The 14,737-nt window shown below is 68.4% G+C and carries 17 protein-coding genes; 6 read left to right on the forward strand and 11 right to left on the reverse strand.

Going from position 1 to position 14,737, the window contains the following annotated elements; translation table 11 throughout:
• Window positions 1–4: 4 nt before the first annotated feature.
• From WDJ57_RS05765 to WDJ57_RS05790, 6 genes are all read right to left on the reverse strand, one after another.
• Window positions 5–2,407 carry a PAS domain S-box protein gene (locus WDJ57_RS05765; protein WP_338904697.1) on the reverse strand — a complete coding sequence of 801 codons (2,403 nt, stop codon included), beginning with the start codon at window positions 2,405–2,407 and terminating at the stop codon, window positions 5–7.
• Between the two features lie 136 nt (window positions 2,408–2,543).
• The gene (locus tag WDJ57_RS05770) at window positions 2,544–3,479 is read right to left on the reverse strand and encodes a metallophosphoesterase (RefSeq protein WP_338904699.1); all 936 of its coding nucleotides are present in this window, start codon (window positions 3,477–3,479) and stop codon (window positions 2,544–2,546) included.
• Window positions 3,480–3,526: 47 nt separating this feature from the next.
• Window positions 3,527–4,519, reverse strand: a complete 993-nt coding sequence (purM, locus tag WDJ57_RS05775; RefSeq protein ID WP_338904701.1) for a phosphoribosylformylglycinamidine cyclo-ligase — start codon at window positions 4,517–4,519, stop codon at window positions 3,527–3,529.
• A gap of 57 nt (window positions 4,520–4,576) precedes the next feature.
• A complete protein-coding gene (locus WDJ57_RS05780) occupies window positions 4,577–5,629 on the reverse strand; it encodes a hypothetical protein (RefSeq protein WP_338904703.1) in 1,053 nt (350 codons plus the stop codon).
• 67 nt (window positions 5,630–5,696) lie between these two features.
• The gene (locus WDJ57_RS05785) at window positions 5,697–6,356 is read right to left on the reverse strand and encodes a metalloprotease (protein ID WP_380630221.1); all 660 of its coding nucleotides are present in this window, start codon (window positions 6,354–6,356) and stop codon (window positions 5,697–5,699) included.
• Complete coding sequence (locus WDJ57_RS05790) at window positions 6,338–7,912, reverse strand: TraB/GumN family protein (RefSeq protein WP_338904707.1); 1,575 nt, start codon at window positions 7,910–7,912, stop codon at window positions 6,338–6,340. Before WDJ57_RS05790 ends, WDJ57_RS05785 begins: the two co-directional genes overlap by 19 nt.
• A gap of 113 nt (window positions 7,913–8,025) precedes the next feature.
• On the opposite strand from WDJ57_RS05790, the gene WDJ57_RS05795 reads away from it, so the two are divergent.
• From WDJ57_RS05795 to WDJ57_RS05805, 3 genes are all read left to right on the forward strand, one after another.
• Window positions 8,026–8,301 carry a PadR family transcriptional regulator gene (locus WDJ57_RS05795; protein ID WP_338904708.1) on the forward strand — a complete coding sequence of 92 codons (276 nt, stop codon included), beginning with the start codon at window positions 8,026–8,028 and terminating at the stop codon, window positions 8,299–8,301.
• A 65-nt stretch (window positions 8,302–8,366) separates the two neighbouring features.
• Entirely contained in the window at window positions 8,367–8,801 is a 435-nt protein-coding gene (locus WDJ57_RS05800) for an acyl-CoA thioesterase (protein ID WP_338904710.1), read from the forward strand.
• A 42-nt stretch (window positions 8,802–8,843) separates the two neighbouring features.
• Window positions 8,844–9,299 carry a hypothetical protein gene (locus WDJ57_RS05805; RefSeq protein WP_338904712.1) on the forward strand — a complete coding sequence of 152 codons (456 nt, stop codon included), beginning with the start codon at window positions 8,844–8,846 and terminating at the stop codon, window positions 9,297–9,299.
• 3 nt (window positions 9,300–9,302) lie between these two features.
• Here the strand turns inward: WDJ57_RS05805 and WDJ57_RS05810 are convergent, their stop codons facing one another.
• Window positions 9,303–9,449, reverse strand: a complete 147-nt coding sequence (locus WDJ57_RS05810; protein ID WP_338904714.1) for a rubrerythrin-like domain-containing protein — start codon at window positions 9,447–9,449, stop codon at window positions 9,303–9,305.
• 157 nt (window positions 9,450–9,606) lie between these two features.
• Between WDJ57_RS05810 and WDJ57_RS05815 the strand changes: the two genes are divergently transcribed.
• Window positions 9,607–9,936, forward strand: a complete 330-nt coding sequence (locus WDJ57_RS05815; RefSeq protein ID WP_338904716.1) for a hypothetical protein — start codon at window positions 9,607–9,609, stop codon at window positions 9,934–9,936.
• 63 nt (window positions 9,937–9,999) lie between these two features.
• On the opposite strand, the gene WDJ57_RS05820 is transcribed toward WDJ57_RS05815, so the two are convergent.
• The gene (locus WDJ57_RS05820) at window positions 10,000–10,734 is read right to left on the reverse strand and encodes an SIMPL domain-containing protein (protein ID WP_338904718.1); all 735 of its coding nucleotides are present in this window, start codon (window positions 10,732–10,734) and stop codon (window positions 10,000–10,002) included.
• 182 nt (window positions 10,735–10,916) lie between these two features.
• On the opposite strand from WDJ57_RS05820, the gene WDJ57_RS05825 reads away from it, so the two are divergent.
• Window positions 10,917–11,345 (forward strand): universal stress protein, encoded by a 429-nt coding sequence (locus tag WDJ57_RS05825; RefSeq protein WP_338904719.1) that lies wholly within the window; start codon window positions 10,917–10,919, stop codon window positions 11,343–11,345.
• A gap of 6 nt (window positions 11,346–11,351) precedes the next feature.
• On the opposite strand, the gene WDJ57_RS05830 is transcribed toward WDJ57_RS05825, so the two are convergent.
• Entirely contained in the window at window positions 11,352–12,692 is a 1,341-nt protein-coding gene (locus tag WDJ57_RS05830; protein WP_338904721.1) for an aspartate aminotransferase family protein, read from the reverse strand.
• 186 nt (window positions 12,693–12,878) lie between these two features.
• Here WDJ57_RS05830 and WDJ57_RS05835 point away from each other — a divergent pair, with 186 nt between their 5' ends.
• Window positions 12,879–14,111, forward strand: coding sequence for an AI-2E family transporter (locus WDJ57_RS05835; protein ID WP_338904723.1), 1,233 nt, complete (start codon window positions 12,879–12,881; stop codon window positions 14,109–14,111).
• Here the strand turns inward: WDJ57_RS05835 and WDJ57_RS05840 are convergent.
• The gene (locus tag WDJ57_RS05840; protein WP_338904725.1) at window positions 14,108–14,341 is read right to left on the reverse strand and encodes a hypothetical protein; all 234 of its coding nucleotides are present in this window, start codon (window positions 14,339–14,341) and stop codon (window positions 14,108–14,110) included. The two genes, WDJ57_RS05835 and WDJ57_RS05840, sit on opposite strands and share 4 nt — an antisense overlap.
• Before the next feature lie 14 nt (window positions 14,342–14,355).
• Window positions 14,356–14,631, reverse strand: a complete 276-nt coding sequence (locus WDJ57_RS05845; RefSeq protein WP_338904727.1) for a PadR family transcriptional regulator — start codon at window positions 14,629–14,631, stop codon at window positions 14,356–14,358.
• Between the last annotated feature and the right edge of the window lie 106 nt (window positions 14,632–14,737).

Here is a 14,737-nt window from a genome sequence, read left to right on the forward strand (position 1 = left end):
TCCATCAGTCGAGCGTCAGCACCCGGGCGGTTTCGACGCCCGTGACCTCGAAGCGCGCCCCGCCGTCGGCCCCCACGGACACGTCGACGTCCCACCCGTGGGCCTCGACGATTTCCCGGACGATGGCCAGGCCGAACCCGGTCCCGTCCTGGTTCGAAGTCACCCCCGGCTGGAAGACGGTATCGCGTTCGTCCGGCGGGATGCCTGGGCCGTCGTCCTCGACGTAGAAGCCGTGGGCGAGGTCCCCGACGCGGATAGTCACGTCCGCGCCGCCGTGCTCGACGGCGTTGCGAAAGAGGTTCTCGAAGACCTGCCGGAGGCGGTCCGCGTCGGCCTCGACGGCGGCAGCAGTCGCGACCGTCAGCGAGGCCGCGGTCCCCTCGGTGTCGACGCGGTCCCAGGACTCCGCCGCGAGGTCGGCGAGTGCGACCGGCTCCATGTCGGCGACGGTCTGTCCCTCGCGGGCCAGCGTCAGCGTCTCGTCGATGAGCGCCCCCATCCGGTCGAGCGCGTCGGCCATCGGGTCGAGGTGCTCGCCGTCGTACTCCTCGGCGAGCAGTTCCAGCCGCCCGGTGGCGACGTTCAGGGGGTTCCGCAGGTCGTGGGAGACGATGCTGGCGAACTGGTCCAGGCGCTCGTTCTGGCGCTGGAGTTGTCGCTCGCGCTCCTTGCGGTCGGTGATGTCGGCGATAATCGACACCGTACCGCGGACCTCCTCGGCCGGGCCGTACTGGGGGGCAATCGAGACGCTGGCGTCGATGACGGTCCCGTCCTTGCACTCCAGGCGCGTCTCGACGTCCCTGAACTGCGCACCGTCGAGCACCTGGGTGAACCGCTCGACGATGGGACCCTCGCGCTCGTCGGGAATAATCGGGGGCACGTCACCCAGCGCCTCCGACTCGGTGTAGCCGAACATCTCCTCGGCCGCCGGGTTCCAGGTCACGACGTTGCCCTGCGTGTCGGTGGCGACGACCGCCAGCGGCGACGCGTGGACGAGCGTGTCCAGCCGCTCTGAGGTCTTCGCGAGCGAGCGCTCGGTCTCCTTGCGGCGGGAGATGTCGCGGACGTATCCGACCACGCCGCTGACGTCGTCGAACTCGACGGGACTGAACTGCGTCTCGACCGGTACCGTCCCCCCATCGGCAGTGCGGAGCCGTAGTTCGACCGGCTCGCCGGTCACCTCGCCGTCGCCCGCCGGGACGGGAGTGAACGGTTCGACCGACTCTGCGAGGACCGACTCGAACGGCTCGCCGACCAGCGCGTCCCGGTCCCGGCCGAGCAGTGCCGCGAGCGAGTCGTTGACGAGCAGGAACCGGCCGTCCGAGTCGAGGACGTAGACGCGGTCCTGGACGGTCTCGAAGACTGTCTCGTACCGGGCGAGCGTCTGCTCGCGGCGCTTGCGGGCGGTCACGTCGCGGACCACCACCAGGCGACCCACGCGGCGGTCGAGGTGGTCGGTGAACGGTTCAGTCTGGACCTCGACGTAGCGCCGGTCGCCGTCGACGGTCACCGCCTGTTCCGTCCACTCGCCCGCCGCTGTGGGTATCGACTCCCAGTCCGCGACGACGGCGCTGACGTGTTCGCCGCGGATGTCGTCGCCGTCGACGCCGAAGAAGTCCTCGACCGCCGGGTTCGCGTCGGCGATGCGGTCGTCCCCGTCGAGGACGAAGACGCCGTCGGCCATCTCCTCGATGGCGGCGGACCGGCCGACGGGCACGGGGTCGAGCAACCGAATCCTGTAGAGGCCGATGGTGATTGCGACGCCGGCGAGCGTCCAGGCGGCGAAGCTGACGTCAACAGTACTCACGATGTCGAAGGCCTGGACGAGAATCGTCAACCAGGGGGCGGTGGCCGCGCCCAGCAGCGCCACCGCCTGCCCCCGGTTGAGATATCGTGAGCGCACGAAGAGATTGATGAAAAGTCCCGTCGCGACGACCATGAGCGCGAAGAGATAGAGGAAGTGGCCGACGGTGAGCAGGCCCGCCTCGGCACCGAAGGCCCGAATCGATCCGACGCCGGCCGTCGACGGAATCTCGTAGACGAGCGGGCGAAGGGAAGGGAACGCGGTGGCCACTGCCAGCACCGCCGGTTCGACGGCGAGCAGCCCCGTCACCGGCCGGGTCAGCCAGTCCCGGTGACCGGTGTACGCGAGCGCGACCCCGACCCAGCTGCTGACGAACGCGGACATGAGGACCAGGGAGAACCCGGTGAACAGGAACTTGGGCGTCGGCTCGCGGGCCAGCAGCGCGAGTCCGTAATCCGCGGCCCCGAATGCGAGCAGCAGGTGGTAGACGGCGACCGGGACGCCGGCGGGTTCCGCTCGCTTGCGCCACGCCAGCCCGGCCAGGCCGACCAACACCGGAACCAGCGCGAACGCTCCCCACGCAATCGTCGTCTCCGGGACCATCCGTGGAGCCCCGTTCGTCACTTCGAATAAATACGATTGATTTAGTTCCTAAAAACTGAGAATCCGTCGACAAATGCGATATAAATGTACGGATTTCCATCGAGACCGGGGCCCGGTCCCGCCGTCCGCTCGCCTGTCACTCGACCGGGTCGGTCGCGTCCGGCATCGAGAACTCGTGGGTCATGACGGTCCCGTCGGCCGCGCGGCCGAGGGCGACCACGCACTCGGGCGTCTCGACGACGACGGCCTCGCCGCCGCCGGTCCGGTGGTTGTTCCGGATGACGTTCTGGCAGACGACCGCCTCGCGCCGGCGCGGGTTGTCCTGGCGCGTGTGCCCGACGACCTGTGGCGGGGCGTCGGCGGGCATGTACTCGAAGTCCAGCCAGGCGACGCCAGCACCGGGACCGCGCCCGGTCCGACCGCCGAGGCCCAGGACGGCGGGGTAGCCGTCGATGAGTTCCTGCTGGACCGTCGCGTCGTCCGCGCTCCCGACGGCCTCACGGAGCGTCCGCGCCGCCGAGACCAGCGCGTCGTTGAGCGTGGCAGCCTCGTAGGGGTCGGGCCGGCCCGCGTGCGCGAAGGTGACGTTGTGGCCCTCGTAGGCGGCGACGACGTGGCCGTCCGCGATGCGGTCGAGGAAGCCGCGGCGTTCCTGGTTGGTCCGGTCGGTGGAGTAGCAGCCGTCCCAGCCGAAGCGGTGGGGCATCATGATGCCCATCTCGTGGTTGCCGAGCGTGACGCGCACGCGGCCGTCCGGGGCCTGTTCGAGCAGTCGGCGAACCATCTCCACGACGGCCGCGTTGTGCGGCCCGCGGTCGACCAGGTCGCCGTTGAAGACGAGGACGTAGTCGTTGCCCGCCCACTGGAGGCGGCCGGCGGCGTCGGCCGTCACCACCGGGTCGTAGTCGTCGTGGTCGGCGAGCGTCAGCAGCGCGCTCCGGGCCTCCTCCAGGTAGCCGTGGACGTCGCTGATGCTCACGATAGTCGGCGGGTCCGCGGACCCCGCGGCGAGTGCCGCGACGCCGTCGCGTACCGGCGATTCCACGGGCGCTGTCGGCCTGTCGTCGAACACAGTCACCCGTGATTCCGGTCGGAGTACAAAAAGCGCTCGGGTCGGTCCTACAACTCCAGCCCGCGAATCGCCACGCTGGCCTCGTCGTCGTCCGTCTCCTGCACCTCACCGATAATCCGCGCGTCCTCGTCGCTTTCGACGAGCGACTCTGCGTCCTCCGGCGGGAGCGCGGCCACGAACCCGGTGCCCATGTTGAACGTCCGGTGCATCTCCTCGTCGCTGACGTCGCCCTCCTCCTGGACGAATTCGAAGACGGGCTGGGCGTCGAAGGGGTCCGTAATCTCGTAGCGATGGGCCCCCATCCGGGTCAGGTTCGTCCAGCCGCCGCCGGTGACGTGGGCCGCGGCGTGGGTCTCGTGTGCGCGCAGGCCCGCGAGGACGTCCGTGTAGATGCGCGTGGGTTCGAGCAGTTCCTCGGCGACGGTCCGGTCGGGGTTCGGCGGGAACGGGTCGGTGTACTCGTGATTTCTGGTGACCGCCTCCCGAGCGAGCGTCAGGCCGTTGGAGTGGATGCCGGAGGACGGCCAGCCGACGATGGCGTCGCCGGGTTCGGCCTCGGCCGGGAACAGCGCGTCCTTGGGTGCCAGGCCGGCGCAGGTACCGGCGATGTCCAGCCCCCTGATGACGTCGGGCATCACCGCCGTCTCGCCGCCGACGAGGGCGACGCCGGCGCGTTCGGCGCCCTCGCGCAGCCCCTCGCCGATTTCCTCGGCTGTCTCGTCGTCCGGTTCCTCGACGGCGAGGTAGTCGACGAAGGCGACGGGTTCGACCCCCTGTGCGACGAGGTCGTTGACGTTCATCGCCATGCAGTCGATACCGATGGTGGAGTAGTCGTCGATGGCCTCGGCGACGAGCAGTTTCGTGCCGACGCCGTCCGCCGCGAGCGCGAGGTAGCGGTCGCCGATGTCGACCAGCCCGGCGTAGTCGCCCTCGAACTCGCCGGCTGCGCCGATGAGCGCGGCGGTCGCGGCCTCGCTCTCCGCGATGTCCACACCCGCGTCGGCGTAGGTCAGCCCCTCCTCGTCTTCGTCTTCGGTCATGTCCGAGTGTGCGCGTGAGGTCGGCAAAAGCCCATCGCTCTGGTGGCTCGCGGCCGCTCAGAGCGACAGCGTCGTCCCGCCGTCGGGGACCTGCTCGGCGAAGATGGTCTTCGTCTCCCCGCTCATCTCGACGGAGACGAGTGCGCCGTCGCGGCTGGCAGTCACGTCGTCGATGCCCTGCGATTCCGCGACCGCCTGCTCTGCGGCGGCGTTCACGACGCCCACGATGCCGGTGTCGTCGGCCGTCTCTTCGTCCTCGTAGACGCCCGTGAAGGTGAACGTCGTCGTCTCGCCGGCGACGTTCGCGCCGAACCCGACCGCGCGGATGCCGTCGACGAACTGCGCGGTGGTCGGGGCGGCACCCGACGTCAGCTCGGCGACGAGTTCCGGGTCGACTTCCCCGCCGACCTCCATCGACTGCCCGTCGAGCGCGTCCGTCAGTCGACCGGCGTACTCGCTGTCGTCGGCCAGCAGCGGCGCCTCCCCGTTCGAGGCGTCGATCATCTGCTCGACCGCGTCCCGGCCGGTGACGTCGGCCTCTGTCCCCTCGGCGGAGACGACGCCCATGACGACCGCGCCGTCGCCGACGCCGAACGTCGCGGAGACGCCGCTGTCGATGGCGGTGGGGCCGGTGACCGGCTGAGCGTTCTCGTAGAGCGCGTACCCCTCGTACTCGCCGACCTGCTCCGCGTCGCTCTCGCCGTCCTCACCCATCGCCTCGGTTATCTCGTCCGCGCCGAACTCGCCCGTGATTGCCGCGGAGCCCACCACGACGCCGGCGGTCGTCTCCGGCGAGTACTGGCCCGCACCGACGCCGGTCAGTTCGCCGATGTCCGCCGCGTCGAGCGGCGAATCCGCGTCGGTCTCGAAGTCCTCGCGGCTCGACTCGGGGAGGTACTGGCGGTTGTCGTACAGCTGTGCGTAGTCCAGCGTGCCGAAAAAGCGGTTCTGCGTCTCGACCAGCGCGGCGGGGTCGTACTGCCAGCTCCCCGACTCGTCGCCGCCGCTGGCGAGCAGGCCGCCGTCGGTACAGCCGGCCAGGCCGCCGGTGACGCCGACCAGCGCGGCCAGCCCGCCCGTCTTCAACACGTCGCGTCGTGTGGAGGTCATGAAGTGACCTTTCTGGCCCGGCTGTATGAACCTATTTCAATCGAAGTGATACGTACCTGGCAGGTACTCAGAGCAGGCCGCCGAAGAGCAGCCAGACGCCCAGACCTGCCGTCGGCACGAAGACGGCGGCGAAGACGGCCGAGTTCCAGTCCAGCACCGTCCGGCCGTCCAGCGGGCCGAAGGGTATCATGTTGAACCCCGCCAGGAGGACGTTGATGACGAAGCCGAGGCCACCGACGGCGGCGACGAAACCGCTGGCGAGCGTCGCCGGAACGAGGAAGACGGCGGCGAGCGCGACGTTGACCAGCGGCCCGGCCAGCGCGATGAGGCCGTTCTCGCGGCGCGTGATGCGGCCGCGGTGGTGGACCGCGCCGGGCGCGGCGAAGAGGAAGCCAGCCAGTCCCGCGACGACGGCAAGCCCGAGCATGCCGTAGTCGGCGCGGAACTCGGCGACCTGCCCGAACCGAATCGCCATCACCTTGTGGCCGAGTTCGTGCAGCAGAAAGCCCGTCCCGACCGTGATGAGCGAGAGGGCGAACGCCTCGACCAGTGCCGCCGGCCGGACGCTACCGTACTGCAGCCCCTGGACGAGGCCGGGGTTCAGGAAGAACGTGAAGGCCACGGCGAGGGCGAGCCAGGCGACCCCGAAGTCGCGGAGTTCCCGCTGGCTGAATCGGATGTCGCCGACCCGGTAGCCGACGCGCCGGCTCACGTCAGCACCTCCCAGATGAGTTCGGCGCTGTTGCGCGCGCCGATGACCATCTGGTCGGCCAGGCCGGAGACGCCGCCGATTTCGGTCGACAGTTGCGGCAACAACACCGTCGCGAAGAGGATGCTGGCGATGAAGCTCCCGACGTTGGTCATGCCGACGATGAGGATGAGACGGAAGAGGGGGACCTCGCGCATCTGTTTGAACAGGGTGCCAAGCGGCGTCTCCTCGTCGGAGAGCAGTTCGTTCAGCCGGCTGATATCGCCGACGTTGACGTCCAGGTACCGGAGTTCGACGTAGCCGGCGAACCAGCCGGGCGCGAGCAGCGGGTTGACGCTGGTGAGCCAGGCCACCCCGCCGCCGACGGACGCGCTCGTCCAGTGTGCCCCGGCGAGTTTCGCCAGCGCCGCGGCGATAATGCCGTTGACGAGGAACCACGCGCCAAAGAGCACGATGAGGTACTGCTGGCGGACGCCGGCCATCGCGAGCAGGACGAAGAAGACCAGGAAGCCGACGGTAAAGAGGTAGCCGAAGGCCTTGTAGAGGATGCTCCCCAGCCGGTTCCCGTCGGGCATCCCGACCAGCGACTCGGCGGGCGGGAGCGTCTCGGGGTTCTCCAGGTACCCCTCGATTCCCTCGCGGTGGCCGGCCCCGACGACGGCGACGACGCTGTAGCCGGCCTCGCGCAGCGCGACGAGCCGGTGGGCGATGAAGGCGTCGCGCTCGTCGATGAGTGCCTCCGCGCCGCCGGGGGAGAACCGGCGGAACTCCTCCATCATCGCCGTCACCACGTCCGCCTCGGTCAGTTCGTCGATGTCGAACTCGTCGACGTCCTCGGCGTCGCCCGTGGTGGTCGCGAGCACCACTGCAATCGGGATGCCGACGACCCCGGCCACGAGCGTCGCGAGGACGAGTCCGTCGAGGACCGTCAGCAGGAGGCCGACGACCCCGCCGAGCAGCGGGACGCCAACGTCGACGCTGAGGCCGGGCGGGATGAAGAAGGGGCCGGCGAGTGCGCCGCCGACGAGGGCGACCATGGTACCCAGGAAGAAGCCGACGCCGAGGCCGACGCCCCAGGGGCCGGCGGTGAGGACGGCCATCGAGGTGAACATGCTGACCTTCTCGCGAAAGCGCATGCGCTTCCAGAAGCGCTGGATGGTCAGCTGGATGTCCCGGTCGACCAGCGCGACGCCGCTGCCGACCTCCTCAGCCGTGTCGACGGCGGCCTTCATGTCCGCGCCGGGTTCGATGTCGAAGCGCTCGCCCAGACGGGTCTGGATGTACGACAGCAGCCAGTAAGCGATGAACTGGTAGACCGTCTTGCCCTTGATGAGGTCGCCGGCGTCGATGTCCTCGGGCGCTTCGCCCTGCATGCGCCGGTAGCGATTCTCGTCGAGTTCTACCGCGACGACGTCCGGCCGCTCGCGCTCGATGGTCTCCTCGACCTCCGCGACGCTCTCGTGGGAGACGTGTGCGGTGCCGACGACGGTGACCGACCCCTCTCCCGAGGGTTCGCCGGGCGGAGCCGGCGTCTCGGTCTCGATTGGGTCACCGTCGCGGCCGCTCTCGGTCATCAGTGGCGTTACTGGGTCGGACGGTTTACCGTTGTCGGCATCGTCCGGACGGGCGAACTAGGTAAGCAAGTAAACAGTTAACGTAATAAACCGGAAGCAACATATCCCCGTTGATGCACGATTTGACTGGCTTTCAGCGGGACCTCCTGGTCGTCATCACGGGACTGGACGAACCGCACGGACTGGCAATCAAGGAGGAACTGGAGGACTACTACGAGGGTGAGGTGAACCACGGGCGGCTCTACCCGAACCTCGACGAACTCGTCACGAAGGGGCTCGTCGAGAAGGGCGAGAAGGACCGCCGAACCAACGTCTACCACCTGACACAGCGTGGCGAGCGGGAACTGGACGCCCGTCAGGAGTGGGAAGCACAGTACGTCTCCGCGTGAGCGCGGCCCGAGCGACCGCGACGACGACCCGGTAGACACATCTGTCCCAGCGGCGACGTCCGGGTATGCCCACGCTGCTCGAAACGAAAGTCGAGACGCGACGCTACATTTTCCCCGGGCAGTCCAACGCGATGGGGACCGCCCACGGGGGCGACCTGCTGAAGTGGATGGAGCAGGTGGCGGCGATGGCCGCGATGCGCTTTGCCGGGAGTGAGACGGTCACCGTCGGGATGGACGACATCGCCTTCCGCCGCCCGATTCCGCAGGGCTCGATTGCGCTGCTCGACGCCTATGTCATCGAGGCGGGGTCGTCGAGCGTCACCGTCCACGTCCGCTGCTACGACGAGGACCGCTACACCGGCGAGCGGGACCTGGCGGTGAAGGCTATCTCCGTCCTGGCCGCCGTCGACGAGGACGGGGAGACAGTCTCCGTCCCCGACCTCACCGTGAAGACAGAGGTTGGCGAGCGCCTGCGTGCAGAGGCCCGCGACGCGACGTAGCCGGCGCGTGTCTTTATCTCCGGGACGACCCTACAGGGAGACATGACACTCGATGTCGAAGCCCCGGAACCGCCCGAACTCTCGCCCACGACGAACGTCGACGAGTACGACGACGTCGAGGTCCAGGGCGAGGACTACCGCCGCGACGAACTCCAGGAGTACCTCGAGGAGGGTGCCTGGGAGCGCTCGTTCGACGAGTGGGCCGAGCACACCGAACTCGACGAGTCGGAGTGGGAGATAGTGCTCGACCTCGAACTCGTCGCCGAGTTCGACTTCTTCTGGGACGACTTCGCGGACCGCGTCGGGTACCACGCGCCGGGGCTACCGGAGGACTGGCGCGAACGCGAGATACACCCCGACATCGACTCCTGGGGGACCGTCTCGGCCATCAACGCGTCGCTGACGGAGTTCGGGCAGATCGTCTGCGACGTGCTCAAAGAGGAGTACATCGACTGGGAGGGCAACTACGAAGCGCCGGACGACCTCCCCGACTACTGACCGTCACTCGCGCGGGACCGCGATGTTCTGGACCGCGCCCCCGCACGACGAACACTCCCCGATTCGCTCTTCGGATTCGATTCGCGCCCCGCAGACCGTGCACTCGTAGATGTACGCCCCCGTCGGAGTGTACGGATCATTTCTATTCATTTGTCCTGTTACTCGGCCGCGATTGACCTAACTGGGACTTTTCCGGCAATATTTGAACACCATCTTCCAATGTCGTCCGCGGACGCGGTCTCGGGCGGGCGGACGCCCCTGCCGGGGAGTCGAAACCCGTATCCACGCGCCTGCCCACGCGACGAACATGAGTCTCGACGAGCTCACCGACGACGTGGAGCAGCGGTACGCGGACCTCGGCGAGGAGCTGAGTGTCGACCTGGACCGCGAGACGCGCAACGAACTCGCCATGCTGACGGTGGCACTGGAGCCCGACGACACCGACGAACTGCTCCGGCGGGCCGTCCACATGCTCTTCCAGACGGCCGTCGAGACCGGCAATCTGGACTTCCACCTCCGCAGCGGCTACGACGCCACCTACGACGAGTACCTCTCCGGGATGACTTTCGAGGAGATGACCGGGGGCAACCAGTTCCCCCAGCCCCAGCAAAACGACGACCGGCGCTACCAGTTCTAGGTCGCGGACGCTACCGTCGCTGGCCGGTCGGTCGCAAAAAATGGAGCGGAGTCGCGACGCTCGTTACTCCGTCGCCTCGTAGCTGACCTGCACGTCGTAGGTCACGGAAACGTCGCCGCTGTCGATGGTGGTACTGGCGCTTCCGGAGTCGGCCGCCGCTGCCTGCTCGTAGGCCACGGGACTGTAGTCGCTCTGGGCGGCGTCGACCGTCAGGACGGAGGCCACGGAGAGGTCAGCGGCCGCGGCGATGGTGTCGGCCTGCTGGCGCGCGTCGTCCATCGCGTTCTGGATGGCCTCGGTTCGCAGTTCCTCGCGCTTCTCGTCGGAGAGGGTCAGCCGGACGCGGTCGACCGACGCGTCCGCGTCCGCTGCGGCGTCGACGACGCTCCCGGTCGCGTTCGGGTCGTCGAGCGTGACTTCGAAGCGGTGCACCCCCTCGTAGGTCGGGCCGCCCGACTGCTCCGGGGGCCGATAGCGCTCGTCGACGGAGTACGCGACCGTCTCGTACTCGACGCCGAGTTCGTCCAGCGCGGCGCGGAGGTCCTCGGCCCCGCTGACGAGTTCGTCACGGACCGCCGACGGGTTCTCACCCTCGGCTCTGACCGCGAGGTGGATGACGGCCCGGTCGGGGGTGGCACTCGCCTCACCGGTGGCGTCGACTGTTATCGAGCGGTTCGTGGGCTGGTCGTCTGCCGTGGCCGGGGCCGCCCCGGACGGACCGAGTCCGGCGGCGACACCGACTGTACTGAGCGCGAGCAGCAGGGCGAAGCCGATTGCTGCGAGGTACTTGCGTTGCATACAGGCAGTCAATCGGCGAGAGAGATGGTATAAAGAACGGAGAGTCAAATGACCGTTTGAGTCGACCGGCTCGTCGGCGGTCACGCGGCGCTTCCCACCCGGTAGCGTCTGCTTTGGTTACTGCCGTCAGAAGTACGTGAAGGATAACAAAATAGGAGCGACGGAAACTCCCGCAATTGACCATGCCTGACAGGATACTGGTGCCGCTGGACGAATCGGACCCGTCGAAGAAGGCGCTCGACTTCGCCGTCGAGCAGTACCCGGAGGCGACACTCGTCGCCGTGCACGCCATCGACCCGCACGACCTGGAGCCGATGACCGGCATCGAGACCATCGGGAGCTACGACGAACTGATATCGAACTACGAGAAACGAGCCAAACGGATTCTGAACAAGGCCCGGGAGACGGCCGAAGCCAGCGGCGTCGACATCGAGACGGAGCGGCTGAGCGGGCGGGCCGGCCGGGCCATCGTGGACTACGTCGAGGACAACGACATCGACCACGTGGTCATCGGGAGCCACGGCCGGAGGGGCACGACCCGCGTCCTGCTGGGAAGCGTGGCCGAGACAGTCATCCGTCGGTCGCCGGTGCCGGTGACGGTCGTCAGGTGAGCCGGGTCAGGCCGCTGTCTCGGCGGCCTCCGCCAGGAGCCCGGTCCCGAGACGTATCTCCCGGGGCGTCGCGTCCAGCGGCGGCAGCAGCCGCATCGTCTTCCGTCCACAGCCCATCGTGAGCAGTCCCCGCGACAGCGCCGCCTCCATCACCGCGTCCCGTCGGTCCGGCGACTCCCACTCGACGGCCAGCATCAGCCCCTTCCCGCGCACGTCGACGACACCGGACATCGCCGCCTGCGCCAGCAACTCCCTGGCCTGCGCGCCGCGCTCGGTGGCGTTGTCGAGCAGGTCGTACTGGTGGATGGCGTCGATGGTGAGCGCGCCCTGGGCGATGCCGAGGATGTCGCCGGCCCCCCACGTCGAGGAGAGCCGTCCCTGCTCGTCGGGGAAGACGTCCTCGCTGGCGATGGTCGCCCCCACCCGCAGCGCCTTCGCGCTGGCGATGACGTCCGGTTCGATGGCGTAGTGGTCCGAGGCCCACATCTCGCCGGTCCGTCCGAGCCCGGACTGGACCTCGTCGACCACGATCGGGATGTCGTACGCGTCTGCGACGGCCGCCACCTCGTCCATGAAGGCGTCGCTTGGGAAGCGGTAGCCGCCCTCGCCCTGGACGGGTTCCAGAATGAGATACGCCGTCTCCGCGGGGTTGACGTAGCCGCCCTCGCCGACCATCCGGCGGAGTCGCGAGGTCTCCGCGAAGAAGAACCCGCAGTCGCACGTGTCGGGGCAACAGGCCCGGTCGGTGCAGAAGGGGACGTCGTGGACGCTCGGAATCTCGGGGAACTCCCGGCGGTGAATCTCCTTCGAGCGGTTCAGCGAGAGCGCCCCGAGCGTGCGGCCGTGAAAGGCCCCCTCGCAGGTGATGGCGTACTTCCCGCTGGTGTGGTCGTAGGCGATTTTGATGGCGTTCTCGACGGCCTCCGCGCCGGTGTTCGAGAGGAAGACGGTGTCCAGCCCGTAGTGGCTGCAGGCGTCGGTCAGCCGCTCCATCAGGCCCGCCGGGCCTGGGACGTCGGGGACGGTGTCGCCGCCGGTCCCCGCCCGGGTGTAGAAGTCCTGGCCGGCGATTTTCGTCGGCTCGACGAGGTCGAACTCCGCGAGCGGGTCCAGAATCTTGGGGTTGTTGTACCCGAGCGGCATCGCGCCGACGTGGCCGGTGAAGTCCATGAGGACGTTGCCGTCGACGTCGGTACAGAAGGGGCCGATGGCGGGCGCGGTGTGGTCCCAGACGAAGTCGTAGACGTACGTACTCGGGGCGGCGTACTCGTGGTGGTACTCGACCCACTGCCGGGCGGCGTCGCCGGGGACGCCCGCAACCTGCGGCTCGGCGCTGTCGCGGTCCATACCACGACGTTGGGGCAGCCACGAGATAAGTTATGTGCCAGCACGTGACACGCACTGGCGTAGGAATCACCTCAGCGTCGTCGGGCAGCAACACGAGTCCGCGTGCCAAGTCGTGGGCCGGCGCAGGACCGCGCGGGTACCAGGACGACCCACGCACTTTTCACCCGAGACGTGGAACCGGGAGGCATGTTCGACCGGTTCGACACGTACCGGGCGGCCTGGGCTGCCGTGGGTCTCGCGCTCGCCGCGCTGCTGGCGTGGGTGGCACTGGCCTTCCTCGGGACAGTCGTCTTCGGCATCTTCCTGTACTACGCGACCCGTCCGGCACACCGGGCAATCCGCCGGTTCGTCGGCCAGCCGACGGTGTCGGCGGCGCTGGCCCTGGTCGTGCTCGCGCTGCCGCTGGTCCTGCTCGTCGCCTACACCGCCGCGGTCGCCCTCCAGGAACTCGCCACCGTCGCCAGCAACATCGACTTCGGCCCCTACGCCTCGACGATCGAGCCCTACCTCAACGTCTCGACTGTCGTCGACGACCCCCAGGCCGCACTCGACCAGGTCGGCGACCCCCAGGCCGCACTCGACGTGCTGGCCTCCGCGCTGGGCTATCTCGGCCTCGTCGGCTCCGGCCTGCTCTCGCTTTTCGTCGCCTTCGCCATCGCCTTCTACCTGCTCCGGGACGGCCACCGGCTGGCGGGCTACGGCACGTTGCTCAACGACGACCGCGGGACGCTGGAGTCCTACGGCCGCGCCGTCGACGAGAGCCTGCGTGACGTCTACTTCGGCAACATCCTCAACGCCCTCCTGACGGGCGTCATCGGCGCTATCGCCTACAGCCTGCTGAACCTCGCTGCCCCGCCGGACCTGGCGGTGCCCTCCCCCGCGCTCGTCGGCGTGCTCGCCGGTGCCGGGAGTCTCATCCCCGTCGTCGGCATGAAAATCGTCTACGTCCCGCTCGTGCTCTACCTCGGCGGGCGGGCCGCGCTCACCGGGTCCGGGTTCGGATTCGTCGCGCTCGTCGCCGTCGTCTCCATCGTCATCGTGGACCTCATACCCGACCTCGTCCTGCGACCGTACGTCTCCGGCAGGGGTCTCCACACCGGGACGGTCATGTTCGCGTACATCCTCGGTCCCGTCCTCTTTGGCTGGTACGGGCTCTTCCTCGGACCGCTCGTGCTCGTGCTCGTCGCGCACTTCGTCCGCCTGGTGCTCCCGGAACTGCTCGCCGGCGAACCCATCGAGGCCGACGCCGTCGACCCGGGTGGTCTGACTGGCGAGGCGGCACCGCCGGACAGTGGAGACACTGCCGGCGACGGAACGGACGCCGCGGTCCCGGCCGACACGTCGGACGCTCCCGAGGAGGAGTCGGCCGAGGAGAGTCCGCCCGGCACCCCCGACAGCGACCCGGCAGCAGACGGCTAGTCGAGGCGGTGGCCGTCGCGGGGACAGTAGTCGTACTCCTCGTTGCGGGTCCGGAAGCCACAGACCGGACACTCCCTGACGGGCGGTCGCTCCTGGCTCCGGAACAGGAAGGGGACGAAGGGGACGACCAGGAAGAACAGGAAGGTGTCGAACTGCCACCAGAGGATGACGCTGACCGCGAGGCTGAGCAGGAGTCCGGCGACGGCAGTGGCTGTTCGCGACGAGACCATCGAGGATGGGAGCCTCAGTAGTCGATGTACTGGCCTTCCCACTCGCGCCGGGCCTCTATCTCCCGGCGGCCGCGACGCGTCAGGCTGTAGAAGTTCGTCCGCCGGTCGCGCTGGCCCTTCTCGACGAGCCCCTTGTCGACCAGGGTGTCCAGGTTCGGGTAGAGCCGCCCGTGGTGGATTTCCTTCTCGTAGTAGTCCTCCAGTTCCTCCTTGATTGCCAGTCCGTGCGGCTCCTCCTTCCCCGCGATGACGTACAGCAGGTCACGCTGGAATCCTGTCAGGTCGTACATCGATATAGTCTGACTACCTATTCGTGTCTGATTATCTTAAATATGTCGTTCCAAATACGTGCGAGAGCTGACGGGTCAGGGACAGGAGTTGTCTCGCCAGGTTGGT

It is taken from the genome of Salinibaculum sp. SYNS191 (genome assembly GCF_037338445.1).
GTDB classification, from domain to species: Archaea; Halobacteriota; Halobacteria; order Halobacteriales; family Haloarculaceae; genus Salinibaculum; species Salinibaculum marinum.

What these genes read in the sequence shown, in the direction of transcription:
- WDJ57_RS05820 (WP_338904718.1), bottom strand. Translation starts at nt 10,734, where the DNA reads ATGCAACGCAAGTACCTCGCAGCAATCGGCTTCGCCCTGCTGCTCGCG.
- WDJ57_RS05765 (WP_338904697.1), bottom strand. Translation starts at nt 2,407, where the DNA reads ATGGTCCCGGAGACGACGATTGCGTGGGGAGCGTTCGCGCTGGTTCCG.
- WDJ57_RS05805 (WP_338904712.1), top strand. Translation starts at nt 8,844, where the DNA reads ATGACACTCGATGTCGAAGCCCCGGAACCGCCCGAACTCTCGCCCACG.
- WDJ57_RS05795 (WP_338904708.1), top strand. Translation starts at nt 8,026, where the DNA reads ATGCACGATTTGACTGGCTTTCAGCGGGACCTCCTGGTCGTCATCACG.
- WDJ57_RS05780 (WP_338904703.1), bottom strand. Translation starts at nt 5,629, where the DNA reads ATGACCTCCACACGACGCGACGTGTTGAAGACGGGCGGGCTGGCCGCG.
- WDJ57_RS05815 (WP_338904716.1), top strand. Translation starts at nt 9,607, where the DNA reads ATGAGTCTCGACGAGCTCACCGACGACGTGGAGCAGCGGTACGCGGAC.
- WDJ57_RS05840 (WP_338904725.1), bottom strand. Translation starts at nt 14,341, where the DNA reads ATGGTCTCGTCGCGAACAGCCACTGCCGTCGCCGGACTCCTGCTCAGC.
- WDJ57_RS05830 (WP_338904721.1), bottom strand. Translation starts at nt 12,692, where the DNA reads ATGGACCGCGACAGCGCCGAGCCGCAGGTTGCGGGCGTCCCCGGCGAC.
- purM (WP_338904701.1), bottom strand. Translation starts at nt 4,519, where the DNA reads ATGACCGAAGACGAAGACGAGGAGGGGCTGACCTACGCCGACGCGGGT.
- WDJ57_RS05790 (WP_338904707.1), bottom strand. Translation starts at nt 7,912, where the DNA reads ATGACCGAGAGCGGCCGCGACGGTGACCCAATCGAGACCGAGACGCCG.
- WDJ57_RS05835 (WP_338904723.1), top strand. Translation starts at nt 12,879, where the DNA reads ATGTTCGACCGGTTCGACACGTACCGGGCGGCCTGGGCTGCCGTGGGT.
- WDJ57_RS05800 (WP_338904710.1), top strand. Translation starts at nt 8,367, where the DNA reads ATGCCCACGCTGCTCGAAACGAAAGTCGAGACGCGACGCTACATTTTC.
- WDJ57_RS05825 (WP_338904719.1), top strand. Translation starts at nt 10,917, where the DNA reads ATGCCTGACAGGATACTGGTGCCGCTGGACGAATCGGACCCGTCGAAG.
- WDJ57_RS05845 (WP_338904727.1), bottom strand. Translation starts at nt 14,631, where the DNA reads ATGTACGACCTGACAGGATTCCAGCGTGACCTGCTGTACGTCATCGCG.
- WDJ57_RS05810 (WP_338904714.1), bottom strand. Translation starts at nt 9,449, where the DNA reads ATGAATAGAAATGATCCGTACACTCCGACGGGGGCGTACATCTACGAG.